21 protein-coding genes are annotated in these 17851 nt (G+C 58.1%); 14 read left to right on the top strand and 7 right to left on the bottom strand.

Annotated elements, in window-relative coordinates; all coding sequences use genetic code 11:
• Positions 1-9 precede the first annotated feature (9 nt).
• From AC1DNI_RS20150 to AC1DNI_RS20170, 5 genes are all read left to right on the top strand, one after another.
• Positions 10-993: an ABC transporter substrate-binding protein gene (locus AC1DNI_RS20150; RefSeq protein ID WP_477693163.1), complete on the top strand. Its 984-nt coding sequence runs from the start codon at positions 10-12 to the stop codon at positions 991-993.
• A gap of 81 nt (positions 994-1074) precedes the next feature.
• Complete coding sequence (locus tag AC1DNI_RS20155) at positions 1075-1809, top strand: ABC transporter permease (protein ID WP_027232901.1); 735 nt, start codon at positions 1075-1077, stop codon at positions 1807-1809.
• Positions 1769-2527: an ABC transporter ATP-binding protein gene (locus tag AC1DNI_RS20160; RefSeq protein ID WP_477693164.1), complete on the top strand. Its 759-nt coding sequence runs from the start codon at positions 1769-1771 to the stop codon at positions 2525-2527. Before AC1DNI_RS20155 ends, AC1DNI_RS20160 begins: the two co-directional genes overlap by 41 nt.
• The gene (locus AC1DNI_RS20165; protein ID WP_477693165.1) at positions 2524-3474 is read left to right on the top strand and encodes a quinoprotein relay system zinc metallohydrolase 2; all 951 of its coding nucleotides are present in this window, start codon (positions 2524-2526) and stop codon (positions 3472-3474) included. The genes AC1DNI_RS20160 and AC1DNI_RS20165 overlap by 4 nt, the downstream gene beginning before the upstream one ends.
• 81 nt (positions 3475-3555) lie before the next feature.
• A complete protein-coding gene (locus AC1DNI_RS20170; protein WP_477693166.1) occupies positions 3556-4407 on the top strand; it encodes a quinoprotein dehydrogenase-associated SoxYZ-like carrier in 852 nt (283 codons plus the stop codon).
• Between the two features lie 3 nt (positions 4408-4410).
• Here AC1DNI_RS20170 and AC1DNI_RS20175 read toward each other — a convergent pair whose 3' ends face one another.
• Positions 4411-4761, bottom strand: coding sequence for a hypothetical protein (locus AC1DNI_RS20175; RefSeq protein ID WP_477693167.1), 351 nt, complete (start codon positions 4759-4761; stop codon positions 4411-4413).
• Between the two features lie 453 nt (positions 4762-5214).
• Here AC1DNI_RS20175 and AC1DNI_RS20180 point away from each other — a divergent pair, with 453 nt between their 5' ends.
• The 9 genes from AC1DNI_RS20180 to pqqE all read left to right on the top strand — a co-directional run bounded on the left by AC1DNI_RS20180 (position 5215) and on the right by pqqE (position 12638).
• Complete coding sequence (locus AC1DNI_RS20180) at positions 5215-7116, top strand: methanol/ethanol family PQQ-dependent dehydrogenase (protein WP_477693168.1); 1902 nt, start codon at positions 5215-5217, stop codon at positions 7114-7116.
• A 168-nt stretch (positions 7117-7284) separates the two neighbouring features.
• On the top strand, positions 7285-7809 hold the full coding sequence (locus tag AC1DNI_RS20185; RefSeq protein ID WP_051615263.1) for a c-type cytochrome, methanol metabolism-related: 525 nt from the start codon (positions 7285-7287) through the stop codon (positions 7807-7809).
• A gap of 1 nt (position 7810) precedes the next feature.
• Positions 7811-8674, top strand: a complete 864-nt coding sequence (locus AC1DNI_RS20190; protein WP_477693169.1) for a substrate-binding domain-containing protein — start codon at positions 7811-7813, stop codon at positions 8672-8674.
• Between the two features lie 15 nt (positions 8675-8689).
• The gene (locus AC1DNI_RS20195) at positions 8690-9241 is read left to right on the top strand and encodes a PQQ-dependent catabolism-associated CXXCW motif protein (RefSeq protein ID WP_477693170.1); all 552 of its coding nucleotides are present in this window, start codon (positions 8690-8692) and stop codon (positions 9239-9241) included.
• 77 nt (positions 9242-9318) lie between these two features.
• Positions 9319-9414: a pyrroloquinoline quinone precursor peptide PqqA gene (locus tag AC1DNI_RS20200; protein WP_113280421.1), complete on the top strand. Its 96-nt coding sequence runs from the start codon at positions 9319-9321 to the stop codon at positions 9412-9414.
• Between the two features lie 116 nt (positions 9415-9530).
• Entirely contained in the window at positions 9531-10469 is a 939-nt protein-coding gene (gene pqqB / locus AC1DNI_RS20205; RefSeq protein WP_477693171.1) for a pyrroloquinoline quinone biosynthesis protein PqqB, read from the top strand.
• A complete protein-coding gene (gene pqqC, locus AC1DNI_RS20210) occupies positions 10466-11221 on the top strand; it encodes a pyrroloquinoline-quinone synthase PqqC (RefSeq protein ID WP_477693172.1) in 756 nt (251 codons plus the stop codon). The genes pqqB and pqqC overlap by 4 nt, the downstream gene beginning before the upstream one ends.
• On the top strand, positions 11218-11517 hold the full coding sequence (pqqD, locus tag AC1DNI_RS20215; RefSeq protein WP_477693173.1) for a pyrroloquinoline quinone biosynthesis peptide chaperone PqqD: 300 nt from the start codon (positions 11218-11220) through the stop codon (positions 11515-11517). The genes pqqC and pqqD overlap by 4 nt, the downstream gene beginning before the upstream one ends.
• Positions 11514-12638, top strand: coding sequence for a pyrroloquinoline quinone biosynthesis protein PqqE (gene pqqE / locus AC1DNI_RS20220; protein ID WP_477693174.1), 1125 nt, complete (start codon positions 11514-11516; stop codon positions 12636-12638). Before pqqD ends, pqqE begins: the two co-directional genes overlap by 4 nt.
• On the opposite strand, the gene AC1DNI_RS20225 is transcribed toward pqqE, so the two are convergent.
• The 6 genes from AC1DNI_RS20225 to AC1DNI_RS20250 are packed head-to-tail and all read right to left on the bottom strand — an operon-like array spanning position 12628 to position 17714.
• Positions 12628-13260: a hypothetical protein gene (locus AC1DNI_RS20225; protein WP_477693175.1), complete on the bottom strand. Its 633-nt coding sequence runs from the start codon at positions 13258-13260 to the stop codon at positions 12628-12630. The genes pqqE and AC1DNI_RS20225 overlap by 11 nt on opposite strands.
• A complete protein-coding gene (locus tag AC1DNI_RS20230) occupies positions 13257-14060 on the bottom strand; it encodes an ABC transporter permease (RefSeq protein WP_477693236.1) in 804 nt (267 codons plus the stop codon). The genes AC1DNI_RS20225 and AC1DNI_RS20230 overlap by 4 nt, the downstream gene beginning before the upstream one ends.
• A gap of 59 nt (positions 14061-14119) precedes the next feature.
• On the bottom strand, positions 14120-14926 hold the full coding sequence (locus tag AC1DNI_RS20235) for an ABC transporter ATP-binding protein (RefSeq protein WP_477693176.1): 807 nt from the start codon (positions 14924-14926) through the stop codon (positions 14120-14122).
• 33 nt (positions 14927-14959) lie between these two features.
• Positions 14960-15454, bottom strand: coding sequence for a cupredoxin domain-containing protein (locus tag AC1DNI_RS20240; protein WP_477693177.1), 495 nt, complete (start codon positions 15452-15454; stop codon positions 14960-14962).
• Positions 15455-15487: 33 nt separating this feature from the next.
• Complete coding sequence (locus tag AC1DNI_RS20245) at positions 15488-16462, bottom strand: YVTN family beta-propeller repeat protein (RefSeq protein WP_477693178.1); 975 nt, start codon at positions 16460-16462, stop codon at positions 15488-15490.
• 19 nt (positions 16463-16481) lie between these two features.
• A complete protein-coding gene (locus tag AC1DNI_RS20250; RefSeq protein ID WP_477693179.1) occupies positions 16482-17714 on the bottom strand; it encodes an ABC transporter substrate-binding protein in 1233 nt (410 codons plus the stop codon).
• Positions 17715-17851: the final 137 nt, after the last annotated feature.

The raw sequence follows: 17851 nt of genomic DNA on the forward strand, positions 1-17851 counted from the left end.
GAGAGCGTCGTGATTCGCGTATGCATACGGGCATTTTTCAGTCTGGCAATTCTGCTTCTGGTTTACGAAGCGGGTATCACCCGCGCCTTGGCTGCCGAAACGGTACGGATCGGGGTTCTCAAGTTCGGCACGGTGAATTGGGAACTTGATACGATCAAGTTTCATAAATTCGATGAGAAGCACGGTATCGATCTCGATATCCGGTTCTTCGCTGGCGAAGATGCCACCAACGTTGCGATGATGGCCGGCGACGTGGATATCATCGTCAGCGACTGGTTATGGGTATCGCGCCAGCGATCCTCAGGCGAGGACCTGACATTCGTCCCATACTCAAGCTCGGTCGGCGCCATCATGGTGCCAGCACAATCCCCGATCAAAAGCCTTGGAGACCTCAAGGGCAAGAAGCTCGGGGTGGCCGGTGGACCCCTGGACAAGAGTTGGTTGCTGATCCAGGGTCTGGCGAAGCAGCAGTACGCGTTCGATCTTGCTACTGAAAACGAAATTATCTACGGCGCGCCGCCCTTGCTGGCCGAAAAGGCGATGCAGGGCGAGCTCGATGCGGTCCTGAACTTCTGGAATTTCTGCGCGCGGCTCGAGGCAAACGGCTTCCGCCGTCGGCTGAGCGCGAATGATGCCGCCAAAGCGCTTGGCGCGTCCGGCACCACTTCGGCCATCGGTTACATCTTTCATGAAAAATGGGCGAAAGCGCATCCGCAGGCCATAGCCGGATTCATTGCGGCCAGCCGCGACGCCAAGGCATTGCTGGCAACCTCTGACGATGATTGGCGGCGCCTTGCCCCCATCGTGAGGGCCGAAGGCCGGGAACTGGACGTTTTGCGGGATCGTTACCGGGAGGGGATCCCCGACGATACGATCGAGGAACAGCAGGCGGATGCCACGAAGCTCTATTCTGTGCTTGCCGAACTCGGTGGGCCGAGGCTTGTAGGTCCGGCCAAGACGCTGGCGGCAGGCACGTTCTGGGGAGACGAATGAATGGGGTTGGCAAGCGCCGAATCCGACCGCATGCAACGGGGAAGGGCACCGGCAGATCGCAGCAAACTGACCTCGCCGATCATGATCGCACTATCTTTTGCCGTCCTTTTGGCCGCCTGGCATTTCGCTGCCGTTACATGGCCAAGCCGCTCCCTACCGGGTCCGTTGCCGGTCTTCCAGACTTTCCTGCGCGAAACGGCGAGCGGTGATTTACCTTACCATCTTGGCATGACGCTTTGGCGCGTCGCGGCATCGTTCGTCCTCGCCATGGTCATAGGCTCGGTCATCGGTGTTTTCCTCGGCAGTTTCCGGCGCGCCGACCAATTCTTCAACCCGTGGCTCATACTGTTTCTCAACATTCCGGCGCTCGTCGTCATCGTCCTCGCCTATATCTGGTTCGGCCTCAACGAGGTCGCGGCGATCGGCGCCGTGGCCGTCAACAAGATCCCGAACGTCATCGTCACCATGCGCGAGGGCACGCGCGCGCTTGATCCGCGCTATGCCGAGATGGCAGCCGTCTATCGATTTGGACCCCTCGATCGGCTTCGCCATATTCTCCTGCCGCAGTTGCAGCCTTACATCGCCGCTGCGTCGCGCTCGGGCATTGCCCTGATCTGGAAGATCGTACTCGTCGTCGAACTGCTCGGCCGGTCGAACGGTGTCGGTTTCGAGATCAATCTCTTCTTCCAACTCTTCGACGTCGCGGCGATCCTGGCCTATGCGCTTGCCTTCGTCGCGGTCATGCTTTTCATCGAACTGCTCCTGGTACAGCCCCTTGAACGCTCATCAACTCGCTGGCGCCGCCGCGCGGCTTAAAGTCAACATCGAAGAGAAATCGTTTCGCACCTCGGATGGCGGAACGATCGAGGTGTTGCGCGACCTCAATTTCGAGGTCGGGGAGAATGAATTTGCCTGCGTGCTGGGACCGTCCGGATGCGGCAAAACGACGATGCTGCGCATCCTGCTTGGGCTCGACCGGGAGTTTCGCGGCTCCGTCCAGCTGCCTGGAAAGGTACAGGCGCGCATGGGTGCAGTATTTCAGGAACCACTGCTTTTGCCCTGGCGGACCGTAGAACAGAACGTTCGGCTTGCCCTCCCGACGCACCTTCGCGACACCAGCCTGGACCAGCTTTTCGCAAGTCTTGGCCTCGCCAAGATGCGCGGCTTCTATCCTTCGGAGCTTTCACTCGGCCTTGCACGCCGCGCAGCAATCGCCCGCGCATTGGCTATCGAGCCCGATATTCTCCTCCTCGATGAACCGTTTGTTTCCCTCGATGCTTCGACCGCCCAGCAATTGCGGCATCTCTTGCTCGGCGTCTGGTCGGACCGCCCCACGACGGCCTTGATGGTCACGCACAATCTGCAGGAGGCGATCATGCTTTCCGACCGCATTGTCGTCCTGTCGGACAGGCCGACACGCGTCCTCGGCACGTTCGACATCCGGCTGCCGCGCAATTATCGCAACGAACAGGTGAATGCCGATCTGCTGCGATCATTTCGGGAGAAATTCGCCGGCATAAGGACTGAACCATGATTTCGGCACCCACCCGGCGAAGCATCATCAAGACAGGAATGCTCTTTGCCTGTTGCGGCATGATGCATTCCGGCTTCGCAAGGGCGCAGTCATCGCTGATGGTCGCCGAGATTGCCCCCGGCGTTTTCGCCTTCAGGGGTATTCCGGCGCTCATGCTTGCCGCCAACGAGGGAAAGATCTGCAATCTTGGCTTCATCGTTGGCAATGAGAGTGTTGCGGTCATCGATAGCGGGGGAAGTACTGCGGAGGGAAGGGAACTCGTCGCCGCGATCCGCGCCGTGACCGACAAGCCGATCCGGTACCTGATCAATACCCACATGCATCCGGATCACATCTTCGGCAATGCCGCTTTCGCCGAGACCGGCGCGACAATTGTCGGGCACCACAATCTGCCGCGAGCCCTTGCCGCCCGCGGCGAATTCTACTTGCAGAGTTATCGCGATGCCATGGGCGCTGCGCTCATGGCAGACGTCAGGATCATGCCGCCGACACAACTTGTGACCGATGTCGATGAGATCGACCTTGGCGGGCGCAAACTGACGCTTAAAGCGTGGAAACCTGCCCATACGGACAACGACCTGACGGTTTTCGATCAGCAAACCGCAACGTTCTTTACCGGCGACCTTTGCTTTCTCGGGCATCTGCCGACGATGGACGGATCCTTGCGCGGTTGGATGGCCCAACTCGGCGCCTTGGCATCCATCGAGGCGCAACGTGCCGTCCCGGGCCACGGCGACGTGCCGGCGAACTGGCCGCAGGCGCTCGACGCCGAGCGTCGCTATTTCGACGTGCTTGCCGCGGACATCCGCAAGGCAATTGCCGATGGCGTGCCAATGGCCAAGGCCGTCACGACCGCGGCCAGAAGCGAAAGAGATAATTGGCATCTCTTTGACGACTACAATGAACGCAATGCGACCGCAGCCTTCGCCGAACTCGAATGGGAATGACAGTGTCGTTTGCCAGACACTTCAGCCTGGTGGTATAATAAGCATTGGCCGGGCACCGCCAAAACTTGGTGGAGGCAAAGCATGACTTTTGATTTCACAAATCGGCGCAGCCGTTTTGCGATCGTGTTGTCGTTGGCGTTTCTTGGCGGCTTGGCGCCCAGCGCCATGGCGCAAAGCGCTTCCGGGCCGGAACCGACGACCTGGAACAGCCTCAAGGGCGACGTGTTCGGCGCGAAGCCAATCGAGCCAGCCGACGGCATCATCAGTATTGAGGCACCGAAACGCGCGGAAGATGCGGCGATCGTTCCTGTCGATCTGCGTTTCAAGACCGACGCCGCGTCAGGCAGGCTGAAAGCCGTTACCCTTATCGTCGATGAAAACCCGTCGCCCGTCGCCGCGGTCTTTCAGTTCGGCAAGGATGCCGGCGTCACCCATCTCGCCACACGTTTGCGCGTCAACGCCTACTCTTATATTCGGGCGATTGCTGAGACCGAGGACGGCAAGCTGCACATGACAGCGACCTTCGTAAAGGCCTCAGGCGGCTGTTCGGCTCCGGCAATGAAGAACCAGGACGAAGCCCTGGCTTCGCTCGGCCAAATGAAGCTCAAGGTTTTTCCGTCGACGGCTGCGGGCACCGAGCCGATGACACGCGCCACGGAGATGCAGTTGATGATCCGGCACCCTAACAATTCCGGGCTTCAGATGGATCAGGTCACGCGCTATTACATTCCGCCGCATTTCATTGACGGCCTGACGATCACCCAGGGCGATCGCTTGATCATGTCGATGGTTGGCGGCATATCGATCTCGGAGGATCCGAACTTCCGCTTCGACTTCAACGCGAAACCCGACGAAGACATCAAGGTCGATGCGGCTGATACGAAAGGCAAGAAGTTCCAGAACGAGTGGCCGATCCAGTCATCTACCCTTTGAGAATCAGAAGCAGCGCACGTCAGCCTCTGCCTGCGCCCGTTTCAACTCGGCGTTTGCCGCCTTGGCTGGCGCACTCTCTCGGAACAGTGCGCCGTTCTCGCCAGGAACCAGTCCCATCTGCTTGAAGGTCTCAGCCGCCTCGTAGTGAGGATAGGTCACGACGGAGGCAATAACGTCAATGGAACACGAGCAACGCTGCAGCATGTCCCGGTTCTCGCCATTGGATTTCATGCAGGCGTACACGTATTCCGCGACCGTTGCCGTGGGGTAGTCTGACGCAGCATTTGCCGGCAAACTGAAGCCAGATGTTGCAACTGCTAACATGGCGAATTTGGCAACTTTGAACACGGCCATGGCATTTCTCGCTTTCGTGGCGTGGAAATATACATTTTCCAAGTAGATAGCAAAAGATAACAACGATGCGCAAACATTTATGCCGATTTTAAGTATCAAATTGTGTGACAGACGCAAAAAGCAGAATATATGAATAAAATAGGCGGGTTACTGCAGTGCAATAGAAGTGTATTGCAATGCAGCAAATATAAATTGATAATCCTGCTTGCTTAATGCATTTGTTTCTCCTATCGTCGGTTTGTTTCCGGCTTCAAGGACGTTACCGTCAAGGGAGTGGTGACAGTCTTCGTAGGCCAAGCGGGGTGGGCAGTAACGGTGCCCTCTGCTCGCCTGGCTTAGGTCGTGACACGCTGCCGGAAATACTTCCCATTTGCGTGAGCTGATGGAGCGGAGTCGTCCTTTGAGATGGCGCCGTCCGATGGTTCATTAAAGTGAACTTAGGGAGGACTCAGAATGCGTGTACACAAACACTTCATTGGCATTGCACTCGCTACCACAGCCATGACGCTCTCGTTGGTGGGAGGAGCATTTGCCAATGATGATCTTCAGACCCTGTCTTCGGATGCCAAGAACTGGGCTATGCAGACGGGCGATTACGCCAACACTCGATACTCGAAACTGAAGAAGATCACCAAGGACAACGTCAAGAACCTCCAAGTCGCCTGGACGTTCTCGACCGGTGTACTGCGCGGCCATGAAGGCGGTCCGCTCGTAGTTGGCGATGTCATGTATGTCCATGCTCCTTACCCGAACACGGTCTATGCGCTCGATCTCAACAATGACGGCAGAATCCTGTGGCGGTACGAGCCAAGGCAGGATCCGAACGTCATTCCGATCATGTGCTGCGATACGGTCAATCGCGGCGTTGCCTATGGCGACGGCAAGATTTTCCTCTACCAGGCTGACACGACCCTCGTCGCTCTCGACGCCAAGACCGGCGCCGTTGCCTGGTCCGTCAAGAATGGTGAAGCAGCTGACGGCAGCAAGGGTGAATCCGGCACATCTGCGCCGGTTGTCATCAAGGACAAGGTTCTCGTCGGTGTTTCCGGCGGTGAATTCGGCGTCCGCGGTCACCTGACAGCCTATAATATCAAGGACGGCAAGCAGGCCTGGCGGGCCTATTCTATGGGATCCGACAAGGAGACCTTGATCGATCCGCAAAAGACGACCGCGCTCGGCAAGCCAGTTGGACCTGATTCTGGAACGAATACCTGGGAAGGCGACCAATGGAAGATCGGCGGCGGGACGACATGGGGCTGGTACTCATACGATCCGAAGCTGAACCTGATCTATTACGGCACGGGCAACCCATCGACCTGGAATCCTAACCAGCGCCCGGGCGACAACAAATGGTCCATGACCATCATGGCCCGCGATGCCGACACCGGCATGGCAAAATGGCTCTATCAGATGACCCCACACGATGAGTGGGACTATGACGGCGTCAATGAAATGATCTTGGCCGATGGCATCAAGATCGACGGCGAGGATCGCGATGTGCTCGTGCATTTCGATCGCAATGGCTTCGCCTATACGATGGATCGCGCAACCGGTGAGCTTCTGGTCGCAAAGAAATATGATCCGGCTGTCAATTGGGCCACTGAAGTCGACATGGACAAGAGCAGCAAGACCTATGGCCGTCCAAAGGTCGTAGACAAGTATTCGACCCAGGCTCAGGGTGAGGATACGAATACGACCGGTATCTGCCCGGCCGCTCTTGGTACGAAAGATCAGCAACCTGCGGCCTATTCGCCGAAGACCAAGCTCTTCTACGTTCCGACGAACCATGTCTGCATGGACTACGAGCCCTACAAGGTCAGCTACACCGCGGGTCAGCCTTATGTGGGCGCCACGGTTTCCATGTATCCGGCTCCCAACAGCCATGGCGGCATGGGCAATTTCATTGCCTGGGATGCTGCCAAGGGTGAAATCGTCTGGTCCATTCCCGAGCAGTTCTCGGTTTGGTCCGGCGCCCTTGCCACGGATGGCGACGTCGTCTTCTACGGCACACTCGAAGGCTACCTCAAGGCGGTCGATAAGAACGGTAAGGAACTCTACAAGTTCAAGACACCTTCCGGGATCATCGGCAATGTCACCACCTACGAACATAAGGGCAAACAATATGTTGCCGTTCTGTCCGGTGTTGGTGGCTGGGCAGGCATCGGTCTCGCAGCCGGTCTGCTCGAAGCCAAGAATGCAGCTGCATGGCATGGCGCAGTCGATCAGGGCAGGGCCCAGGGCGACGAAACCAAGTCAGTCGGAACTGCAGGTCTCGGCGCCGTCGGCGGTTATGCCGGTTTGGCCGACTACACGACGTTGGGTGGTCAGCTGACCGTATTCACCGTTCCTGAATGACAGGAACGATGTCGGACACATTGCGAGCGTGCGCAGGCAGGCTCTGAACAATAGGGCCCGGTCCTTCCAGGCCGGGCCCTTCGTGTCTCAAATGCCGAAACATTGATCAATAACAACCGTGGGCCTGTGTCGTGAGATGCTGACCGCGGATTGGAAAGAGGACTCCGGATGCCCATTCGAAAGACATTGCTTGCCGTCGCTGCCGGTCTCGCCCTTCTGGCGAGCCAGGGCAGCACTTACGCCGACGACGCAGCGACCGCTGCAGTCGCATCCGACGCCAACGGCAAATATGCCGACAAAGAGGGAAATCCCACATACAAGATACAGGAAGATGGCACAGTCGACTGGTACACCTATAGCGGCTACCGGCGGTTCAACTCCGAATGCCACGTCTGCCATGGCGCTGATGGCGCTGGTTCGTCCTTTGCCCCGGCCCTCGCAACTTCGCTGAAGTCCATCAACTACGCAGATTTCATGGCGATCGTTGCGGGCGGGCGCAAAAATCTCAGTGGTGGTAATGAGAAGGTCATGCCGGCCTTCGGCGATAACAAGAACGTCTACTGCTACATGGACGATCTTTATGTCTATCTGCGTGCGCGCGCTGTCGGCGACTTGCCGCGCGGTCGCCCGGCGAAGCACGAAAACAAACCCGATGCGGCCAAGGAGCAGGAAACATCCTGCATGGGTGGTTGATATGAATCTGCGCCTCCGCTCTCTTCCGCAATGGATTGCCGCATTATCGATGGCGGCATTCCTGGCGTCGCCCTCTACGGCGTTGGCGCAGGGGGCGGGGCTCGGTGCGGCCGGTGAACTTGTCGATCCAGACGTGTTGCGGGTTTGCGCCGATCCCTCCGACATGCCGTTTTCCGACGAGAGCGGCAAAGGTTTTGAGAACAAGCTCGCCGAACTCGTTGCAGCGAAGACCGGCCGCAAGTCGGTCGCCTACACCTGGTATCCGATGGCAACAGGTTTCGTTCGCAATACGTTGCGGGCGCATCGCTGCGATATCATCATGGGTTACGCCCAGGGCGATGAACTCGTCCAGAACACCAACGCCTATTATCGATCGACCTACGTTCTGATCTATAAGAAGGGCGCCGGGCTTGATGGCGTGGACAGCATCGAGGATCCGAAGCTTGCCAACAAAAAGATCGGAGTGGTTGCCGGTACGCCGCCATCGGTAAATCTCGCCAAGGCAGGCTATATGCGCAACGTCCATCCGTATCCGCTGATGGTCGATACGCGCCTCGCTCCGTCCATGGCCGAAGTCATGATCAAGGAACTCAAGAGCGGTGTCATCGATGTCGCCATCCTGTGGGGACCAATGGCAGGCTACTATGCCAAGCAGATCGATCCCGATCTCGCCTTCGTGCCGCTCCTGAATGAGAAGTCGGGGCACATGGCGTTCCGCATCACCATGGGCGTGCGCCCGTCCGACCAGGAGTGGAAACGGACCCTGAATAAGGTGATCAGGGAAAACCAGGCGGAGATCAACAAAATCCTGCTCGATTACCAGGTTCCGTTGATCGATGAGAACAATAAGCCGGTGACGCAATAGGATGACGGAGGACGCTTGAATTTGCAGTGGAACCGGCTTGTGGCGGCAGCCGTTCTGATAGTGGCAGGGACAGGTTTTGCACTTGCCGCAGAAACGGTTCCCGAGCCCGACGGTTACAGAATTGAGGCCTACAGGGCGCCCACGCCGGCGACGCTGAAGGGCGCAAAGGTGATCACGACCGACGAGGCGGTCGAACTATGGAATAGCAACGACGCTGTTTTCGTCGATGTTCTTCCCCATGATCCGAAGCCAGCAGAATTGCCGGCTGGCACGATCTGGAAGGAAAAGATTCGAGAGGACATTCCGGGAAGCATCTGGCTTCCCAATGTCGGATACGGGGTCATCAACAAGGAGACTGAGGCCTATTTTCGCAAGGGGCTCAAATCTCGACTAGGTGATGACGTGAACAAGAAGGTGATTTTCTACTGTATGGAGAACTGCTGGATGTCGTGGAATGCAGCCAAAAGGGCCGTTGAATGGGGATACACTTCGGTGATCTGGTTTCCTCTCGGGACCGACGGCTGGACCGCTGCCAAGCAGGCCACACAAAGAAATGAACCCTACTGATTTCAATCCTGCGCCATTGTGGCGTATGATGCTGGAGAAAGATCGGGAATGATCTTTGATTTGAGAAGGAGGAAAGCATGAAGAAAACCTGGACAAAGCCAGTCATGTGCCAAGTTGCTGCCGGTATGGAACTTTCGCGTTACCTGCCAGCGGAACTGAAGGCCAAGAAATAAGCCACATACCTCTCGCCCCACGCACATATAGAGCGTGGGGCGGCCTTCTGGTTCAATCGTAAGCTGAAAGCACGTGCTAATGCCTTGCTTTTCGGCTGTGAGGATGCGTGCCTGCAATGCGTTTGAAAATAATTGGTTCAGCGGCAGGTGGCGGGTTTCCGCAATGGAATTGCAACTATCGATTGAGCCGGGGTGCCCGGAGCGGCGATATCAATCTTCGCCCCCGAACCCAGTCCAGCCTCATTGCCAGTGAAAATGGCACGGATTGGGTGGTGTTTAATGCGTCTCCGGATATCCGTGAGCAGATTGCCGCGACACCCGAGCTCCAACCTGCTTCTGCAGGCCCGTTGCGGTCTACACCAATCCACGCGGTCGTTCTGACCAACGCCGACGTCGACCATATTGCCGGGCTTCTCAGCCTGCGCGAACGCGAGCCATTTGCGATCTACGCCTCCCAGCGGATCCTGGAAGTTCTCGCAAGCAATTCCATTTTCAACGTGCTCGATCCAGCGATCGTCAAGCGGCGCGAGCTTCTGCTCGATGAGCCGACGAGAATCGCTGACGCCAGTGGCAAGCCCACCGGTCTCGTCGTCGAGGCATTTGCCGTTCCAGGCAAAGTAGCGCTCTTTCTCGAAGACCCGAGTTTGGCCGCGCAGGGTTTCGGCACCGAGACGGGCGACACGATCGGCCTTCGTATCTCGTCGTCGCAGACGCCGCATGCAGCATTTTACGTTCCGGGCTGTGCAGCCGTGGACGCCAATCTGAAGCGCCGCCTGTCGGATGCTGATTGCCTGCTCTTTGACGGAACGCTGTTCACCGACGACGAGATGATCACTGCAGGCGTCGGCTCCAAGACTGGCGCACGGATGGGCCACCTGCACATTTCGGGGCCTTCCGGTTCAATCGATGCGCTGAGCAATCTCGGGGTCAAGCGGCGGATCTATGTCCACATCAACAATACCAACCCCATCCTTGATGAAGCATCGGCGGAGCGCGCCGCGGTCGAGGAGGCGGGATGGGAAGTCGCCCATGACGGCATGGAGGTAAGGCTTTGAGCGATTTCAGCAATGCGGCGGGATGCGGCCTTTCGCCGGCGGAACTTGAGAACGTTCTACGCGAAGTGGGTGCGGTCCGCTATCACAATCGCCATCCCTATCATCACCAGATGACCAGCGGAGCGCTGACCAAGGCGCAGATGCAGGCCTGGGCGCTCAATCGCTACTGTTATCAGTCGGTGATTCCGCGCAAGGATGCCATGATCATCGCACGCGCCGAGGACCCGGAATTTCGCGCCGAGTGGCGCAAACGTATCGAAGACCATGACGGAAGTGACGGCTGGAACGGCGGAATTGCCCGGTGGCTGAAACTCGCAACGGGGCTGGGCCTCGATGCTGACGCCGTCAAAAGCGAGAAGCTGGCGCTGCCTGCGACGCGCTTTGCCGTCGGCGCCTATCTCTCGTTCTGCACCAACCGCACGCTGCTCGAAGCGGTGGCTTCGTCGCTCACCGAACTCTTCTCGCCGGTCATAATCGGCGAGCGCGTTCCGGCGATGCTGGCGAAATACGAATATGTTACGCCAGATATTCTGGCCTATTTCGACAAACGTCCGACCCAGGCATCGCGCGATTCCGACTTTGCCCTTGCCTATGTCATGAAACATGCAGACACGGCCGAGAAGCAGCAGGCGGTTATCGATGCGCTGGTTTTCAAGTGCGACGTCCTTTGGGCGATGCTCGATGCGCTGGCGCATGCCTATGGCGAAGCGGGCCACGTGCCGCCAGGCGCATTCGATCCGGAGAGAACATGATCGAAACCGCCCGTGCCCGTTCGCTCGTGTCGATGCAATCGAAACCGATCCTGAAGCGGCATGTCCGTCTGCAATATGATAGAGTGCGTGAAGCATGGGCCCTCCTGTCGCCAGAGCGTGTGTTCTGGCCCAATGAGGTCAGTCTTGATATCTTGCGTCTATGCGATGGGCGGCAGACCGTGGCTGAAATGATCGCCTCGCTTGCCGACCAATATGGAGCGGACGAAGCGGAAATTGCGCCGGATGTGACCGGCTTTCTTCAGGAATGGTCCGACAAATTTCTGGTGACGTTATGACGGAGCCTGTCTTACCCCCGATCGGCATGCTGGCGGAATTGACGCATCGCTGCCCGCTGCAATGCGCCTATTGTTCCAATCCGGTTGAATTGCTTAAGGCCAATCGCGAGATGGATACGCAGGGCTGGGTCTCGCTTTTCGAACAGGCGGCCGATCTCGGTGTGCTGCAGGTGCATCTTTCGGGCGGCGAGCCGACCCTGCGCGCTGACCTCGTTGACCTCATCGCGTGCCTTGCGCGGCGCGGCGTCTATACGAACCTTATCACAGCGGGTGTCGGCATTGCCGAGGGACGCATCGAATCCTTTGCTGAGGCGGGACTTGATCATGTCCAGCTGAGTTTCCAGGGAGCGTTTGCAGCGACGACCGAAAAGATCGGCAATGCGCGCGGCGCACACGAAAAGAAACTCGAAACAGCGCGACGCATTCGCGCTGCCGGCCTGCCGCTGACCATCAATGCGCCCATCCATCGGCACAATATGGAAGAGGTGCCCGACTTCATCGATCTCGCGCTCTCACTCGGTGCCGAGCGGCTCGAAATCGCCAATGTGCAATATGCGGGCTGGGCGTTGCTCAACCGCAATGCGCTGATGCCGGAGCGGGAAGCTGTCGAACGCCAGGTCGAGGTGGTCGAGGCAGCGCAGGAGCGGTTGCGGGGCATCATGACCATCGATTTTGTAACACCCGACTATTTTGCCATCTATCCAAAGCCCTGCATGGGCGGATGGGCCCGCGACGCCTTCATGGTGGCGCCTGACGGCACTGTGCTTCCCTGCCACGCCGCCGCTACCATCAAAACCCTGAATTTCGAACGCTTCGGCGATTGGACTCTAAGCCGCATCTGGCATGAATCCTCCGCTTTCAATGCCTTCCGTGGTACCGATTGGATGCAGGAGCCGTGCCGGAGCTGCGAGCGGCGCGAGATCGATTGGGGCGGCTGCCGCTGCCAGGCGCTGGCAATCGCCGGCGATGCCGCCGCCACCGATCCAGCCTGCATCAAGTCTCCGCTGCACGCACGCATGGGCGCGCTCATCAACGAAGCGGCGGGAACCAGCACGTCGGCGAATGGCGCCGAAACATTCACCTATCGGCGGATCGGACGGGTCACGGAGCCTACGGCTTGACCAGCGACTGGCTGATTGTCTTCGCCAAACCGTAGAGGCGCTGCTCGATGATCGTCGGAACCTCACAGACATAGGTCAGGGATTGCACGCGCTCGTCGAAGATGCGCGTTTCCCATTTCAGACGCTCGTCCTGCCGGTCGAGTTCTTCCGGATCCGCATCGGGCTTGGCGCGCATGGCATCGACAAGGGCGGCTTCCTTACGCAGGTCCTCCGCCATGTCGCGCTGGCGCATGGCGTAGCGTGAAATACCTGTCATCACCTGTTGGCGCTCGCGGCTTAGCGTGTCGAAGACCCCCTGAAAAACCTGAAAGAGCTTGTCGTTGGCCTGGTCTTTCGGGAGTCCCGCGGCAAATTCCGTAATCTGTTTCTTTGCGGCGTCGAGCGGGTTACGGCGGGCAGCAATCTCGCTGACCAGAGCATCGATCTTGGGATCGTTGCCCCAGTCGCTGGCTGTTTCGGGAATTTGCGGTCCGTTCCAGACCTGCCCGACCGAAATTTCCGGCACTTTGCGCTGGATGCAGGGCCAGTCCGGATCGTTGCTCGCCGCCGCGTTAGCGGGAAGCGTAGCAAAAAAGGGAAGAAGCGTTGCCGAAATCAGGGCAATAGCGCGGGCTTGTCTCACGTATTTCCTCCCTCCTGCTTGCGAATGGTGAGACCCCTCGAAGGGTCGTAGGCAACGATGGCGCCGGTCATGAAGGCAAGCGTAAAGCCGCAGACGACGGCGAGCGAGGTCCATTCGACCTGCCCATAGAAGGCAAACCGGATCAATTCTACGGCATAGGTAAACGGATTGAGCTGGCAGATTTTGTAAAGCAGCGGGCTTGCCTCCTGCACGCGCCACAGCGGATAGAGCGCCGACGAGGCGAAATACATCGGGAAGATCACGAAGTTCATGATCCCGGCGAAGTTTTCGAGCTGCTTCACCACCGAAGAGAGCAGCATGCCAAGCGCGCCGAGCATCATGCCGGCAAGGAAGAGGGCGGGGAGGGTCAGGAGATAGCCAATGGGCGGCGCTTTGACACCCCAGAACCATGCAATGAAAAGGAAGGCATAGACCTGGGTGATCGAAACGGCGACACCGGCTAGGAGCTTCGCAACCAGCAGGAACCAGCGCGGAAACGGGCTGACGAGGAGCGTGCGCATGTTTCCCATTTCGCGGTCATAGACCATGGACAAGGATGATTGCATGCCGCTGAACAGGAGGATCATGCCGCATAGGCCTGGAGTGATGTAGACCTCATAGAGCACATAGGTCTGATAGGGCGGGATGATCGAGACACCGAGGACCTGGCGAAAGCCAGCCGCGAAGATGAAGAGCCAAAGCAGGGGCCTGACCAGCGAGGAAATGAACCGCTCGCGCTGGTTAAGATAGCGGAGGCCCTCACGGATAAGAATGCCCTTGAGGCAGACAAGATATTGCATCAGGCCGAAGCGCTTGCGCGCCGAAGACCGGGGAAGCGGTACGTTGCCGGCAATGTCCGTCATGGTTTCTGGCCCGGGGTTAGCGCCACGATGCCCGTAAGCCGCGAAAAGGCTTCGTTGATGGTCTCGGCGCCCGCGCGTTTGATGACGTCGTGCACGGGGCCATTGGCGACGAGCTTGCCCCTATCGAGCACGATCACCTGGTCGGCATGGCTGACCTCGTCGATGAGATGGGTCGCCCAGAGCACGCTGATGCCCTCGTTCTGGACGAGCTTGCGGATGTCGGAGAGGATCGTTGCGCGCGACTTGATGTCGAGCCCGACCGTCGCTTCGTCGAGCAGCAGCAGCGACGGTTGGTGCAAAAGCGCGCGTATGATTTCGACGCGGCGAATCTGCCCGCCGGAAAGGCTGCGCGCCTTCTCGTGCAGGCGGTCGCTCATGTCTATCGACATCAAGAGCTCATTGATGCGCTGGTTTGCCTGCCGCGACCCAATGCCGTGGAGCGAGGCGTGGTAGGCGAGGTTCTGGTGTACGGAGAGGTCGAGATCGAGCGTTCGCGCCTGGAAAACAATTCCCAGGCGCCGAAGCGCGTCGCCGGACTTGCGGTTTATATCGTGCCCGAAGACATGAATATTACCTTGCCGCGTGGCAAAGAGGTGGCTGATCAATGAGAACAGCGTCGTCTTGCCCGCTCCATTCAAACCCAAAAGAACGGCAAAACGTCCGGGCGCAATAGAGAATGATATGTCATCCAGCGCTTGCCGTTTGCCATAGGCGTAACTCACCGAAGTCAACTGCAATGCCGGAACGTTTGCTTCCGGTAAAGTCCTGCCTTCGATATTTCTCAGTCCGGCATTTGTACCCATTGAGCTCCACCCTGGTACCGTATGCGGTATCCTTTATTTGACGGTAATCTTACCCTTCATTCCCTTATCGGCAAGGTCGGGAACCGACCATGTGTATTCGCCTGGGCGAACCGCGGTGAATTGAACATTGATCGTGCCGGGTGAATCGAATTCGAGCCAGGCGGGCGCCCCGTTCATGTGCACCTCGAGCTCGTTGATGACGATCTGGTTCATCCAGACATTGCGGAAAAGGTCGGTAAAGAACTTGTATTCGAAACCGGCCGCCGAGGTGATCTTCCAGCGGTAGCCTTGTCCGGCGACAAGCTCGAAATCCTTCTGGTTTACGGCGAAGTCGTCGGTCTTGGAGCCAAGAATGAGTTCTGGGAGGTTTTTGCTCGCACGCGTGACCGCCGGTGCCTTGGTTTGTGCTTCGGCCTTCGGCTTCGGTGCTGCCTGATCGTCGTCGTCATCATCGGCCTGTGCAAATGCCGTTTGGGTGGCCACAATGCTCAGGAATGTCGCGAGGGCGACCGTCTTGAAATTTCTCATACTTTTCCTCCCTTGATATGCGTCATTCATTGGTCAGTTCGGCGCCACCACGACACCCCAGGGCAGTTGCCCGACGGTAACGGACTTTATCGGCTCGTCAGTCGCCGTATCGATGAAGGTGATGTCATTCGAAAGCCCGTTGGTGCTGATGATGTTCTTGCCATCCGGTGTGAAGGCGAGCTGCCATACGCGTTGCCCGACGAGGATGTATTTCTCCACCTCGTAGGTCTCCGCATTGACGACCGCGACGCGGTTGGCCGGTCCGAGAGCGATATAGGCTTTCTTGCCGTCGGCGGTGATGCGAATGCCGACGGGCTGGATCTGTTCCGACCGCAGCCCCTGGATCTCGAACGTGATCTTGTGGGTCACTTCGCGCTTGGCGTTGTCGATAACCGACACGGTGCCGCCGACTTCGGCCGACACCCAGACCTCGGAGCCGTCAGGTTTGAACTGGGCAAAGCGCGGGCGGGAGTCGACAAGGACATTGTCAGTGATTTCGTGGGTGTCGGTATTGATGAAATGCGCCATGTTGGTCGTTTCCGACGTGTTGACGATGGTCTTGCCGTCAGGGCTGACACCCATGCCCTCCGGCTCCACCCCGACCGGTATCTCGGCGATGACATTCTTGCTCTCGATATCGATGACGGTGACGAGATTGTCGTCTTCATTGGCAATGTAGAGCTTCTTGCCGTCCGGCGAGAGCACGAAGAGTTCGGGATCAGGACCTGATGGAAGCGAGCCCACGATCTCGCCTGAGGCGGTATCGATGATTTCCACCGTATCGTCGTCGCTGGCGCAGACGTAGACGAATTTGCCGTCCTGCGAGATGGTAATTCCGCGCGGCCTCTGCCCGACTTCGAGCGTCTTGACGACTTCCATTGATTTCGAATCGACGACGGTGACCGTGTTGTCTTTCTCGTTCGAGACGTAGACCATATTCGCAAGGCTTGGGCCCGCAAGGAATGGCACCGCCGCGGTCGCGGCGAGCAGGCGTAAGGTCCGTCGCATTCAGTCCTCCCAGTATTTTCTAGTTCAGTTTACACTTGGTCTCCGGCCTGTCGACGCCGAGCGTATCCAGCTCGGAGAATTGATGCAGGAAGCCCTCCTGCGGCGAAGTCGACACCACCCCGTGTCCATCGCCGATCAGAACAGGTTGCCGCAACTGCCAGTTCCAATTGCGGAAGGTCAGCTTCTGGCCCTTGAACGCGGCAATCGAGAAACCGTCCGACTTGATGTAGTCCTCGACCTGCTTCGGATCATTGCCTTTCGTACGTGTGACCGCCTCGCCGACAATGCGGACCGCAGTCCATGCCTGCATGTCCTTTGATAGCATGCGGCGACCCGTCGCCTTGGCGAAACGGTTCTGGATTTGCGATCCGCCCCATTGTTCGCTGGCGGGATGCCAGCTCGAAGCCACAAGCCCCGCCGTGCCTGCAACCGGACGGGGCGTCCAGGTCCGATAGGGCACATAGCTGCCGAAGACCTCGCTTTCGTCGGCGACGATCACGACGTCATGTTCGGGCAGGTTCTGGGTGAATACCGGCATCTGCTTTTGCACCTGGATGACGCCTGTGTCTGTGCGGCGTGCGGTGCCCTTGTCCTCGTAAAGCCGCTCTTCGACGATAGTCGCACCAAAGCGTGTTGCGGCGCGCCTGATCGCATCGGCGTAAAGCTTGTCGCCGTCGTGGGAGCCATAAAGGAGCACCCATTTGCGCCATTGTTTCCAGACAAGATATTGCGCGAGGCCGTCAGCCAGCATCGAGCGGGTGGGCGCCGTATGGAAGACATTCGAACGGCATTCCTCTTCCCGCAGAGAGTCGTCGGTGGCCCCGACATTGAAGAGGATCGCGCCATTTTCCTTGGCAAGATCAGCGATCGAAAGCAGTTGCTTGGCTGAAATGTCGGCGAGGATAAAACGATCGCCCCGCGCCAGCATTTCCTTGAAAACGGGCACAATGTCGGCCTGCGGCTTGGCTTCCGTTACATCGAGAATAAAGGATTGGCCGAGAAATTTGCCGGTCGTATTGTTGTCGTTAATGGCAACGTTTGCGCCGGCCACGCCCTCGTCGCGCGGCGGAATATCGAGTACGGAGAGCGCAAGTTGCGGCTCATAGGCGCGCAGATAACCGATGCGTACATCAAGCGCAGGTTTTGCAGATTTGTCGGGTTGTGTAGCTTGTGCGTTTAGGGAAGGGACGTTGACGAAGAGCAAAAAAAAGCCGAATAAAAACACGAGAGTGTTTGGCACCGTACTCTTCATAATCATACCATTCCGTTTTGCCGCCATTCGCGTCATGGCGGTCGCTTAAGAACAGAGGTGCCCAGAGTGTTTTTAAACAAGCCCGCCGAAATCTCAACCCACCGTGTCAGCTTTTCTCTCGCGTTGGTTGATGTGAT

It is taken from the genome of Phyllobacterium sp. 01N428 (assembly GCF_056399405.1).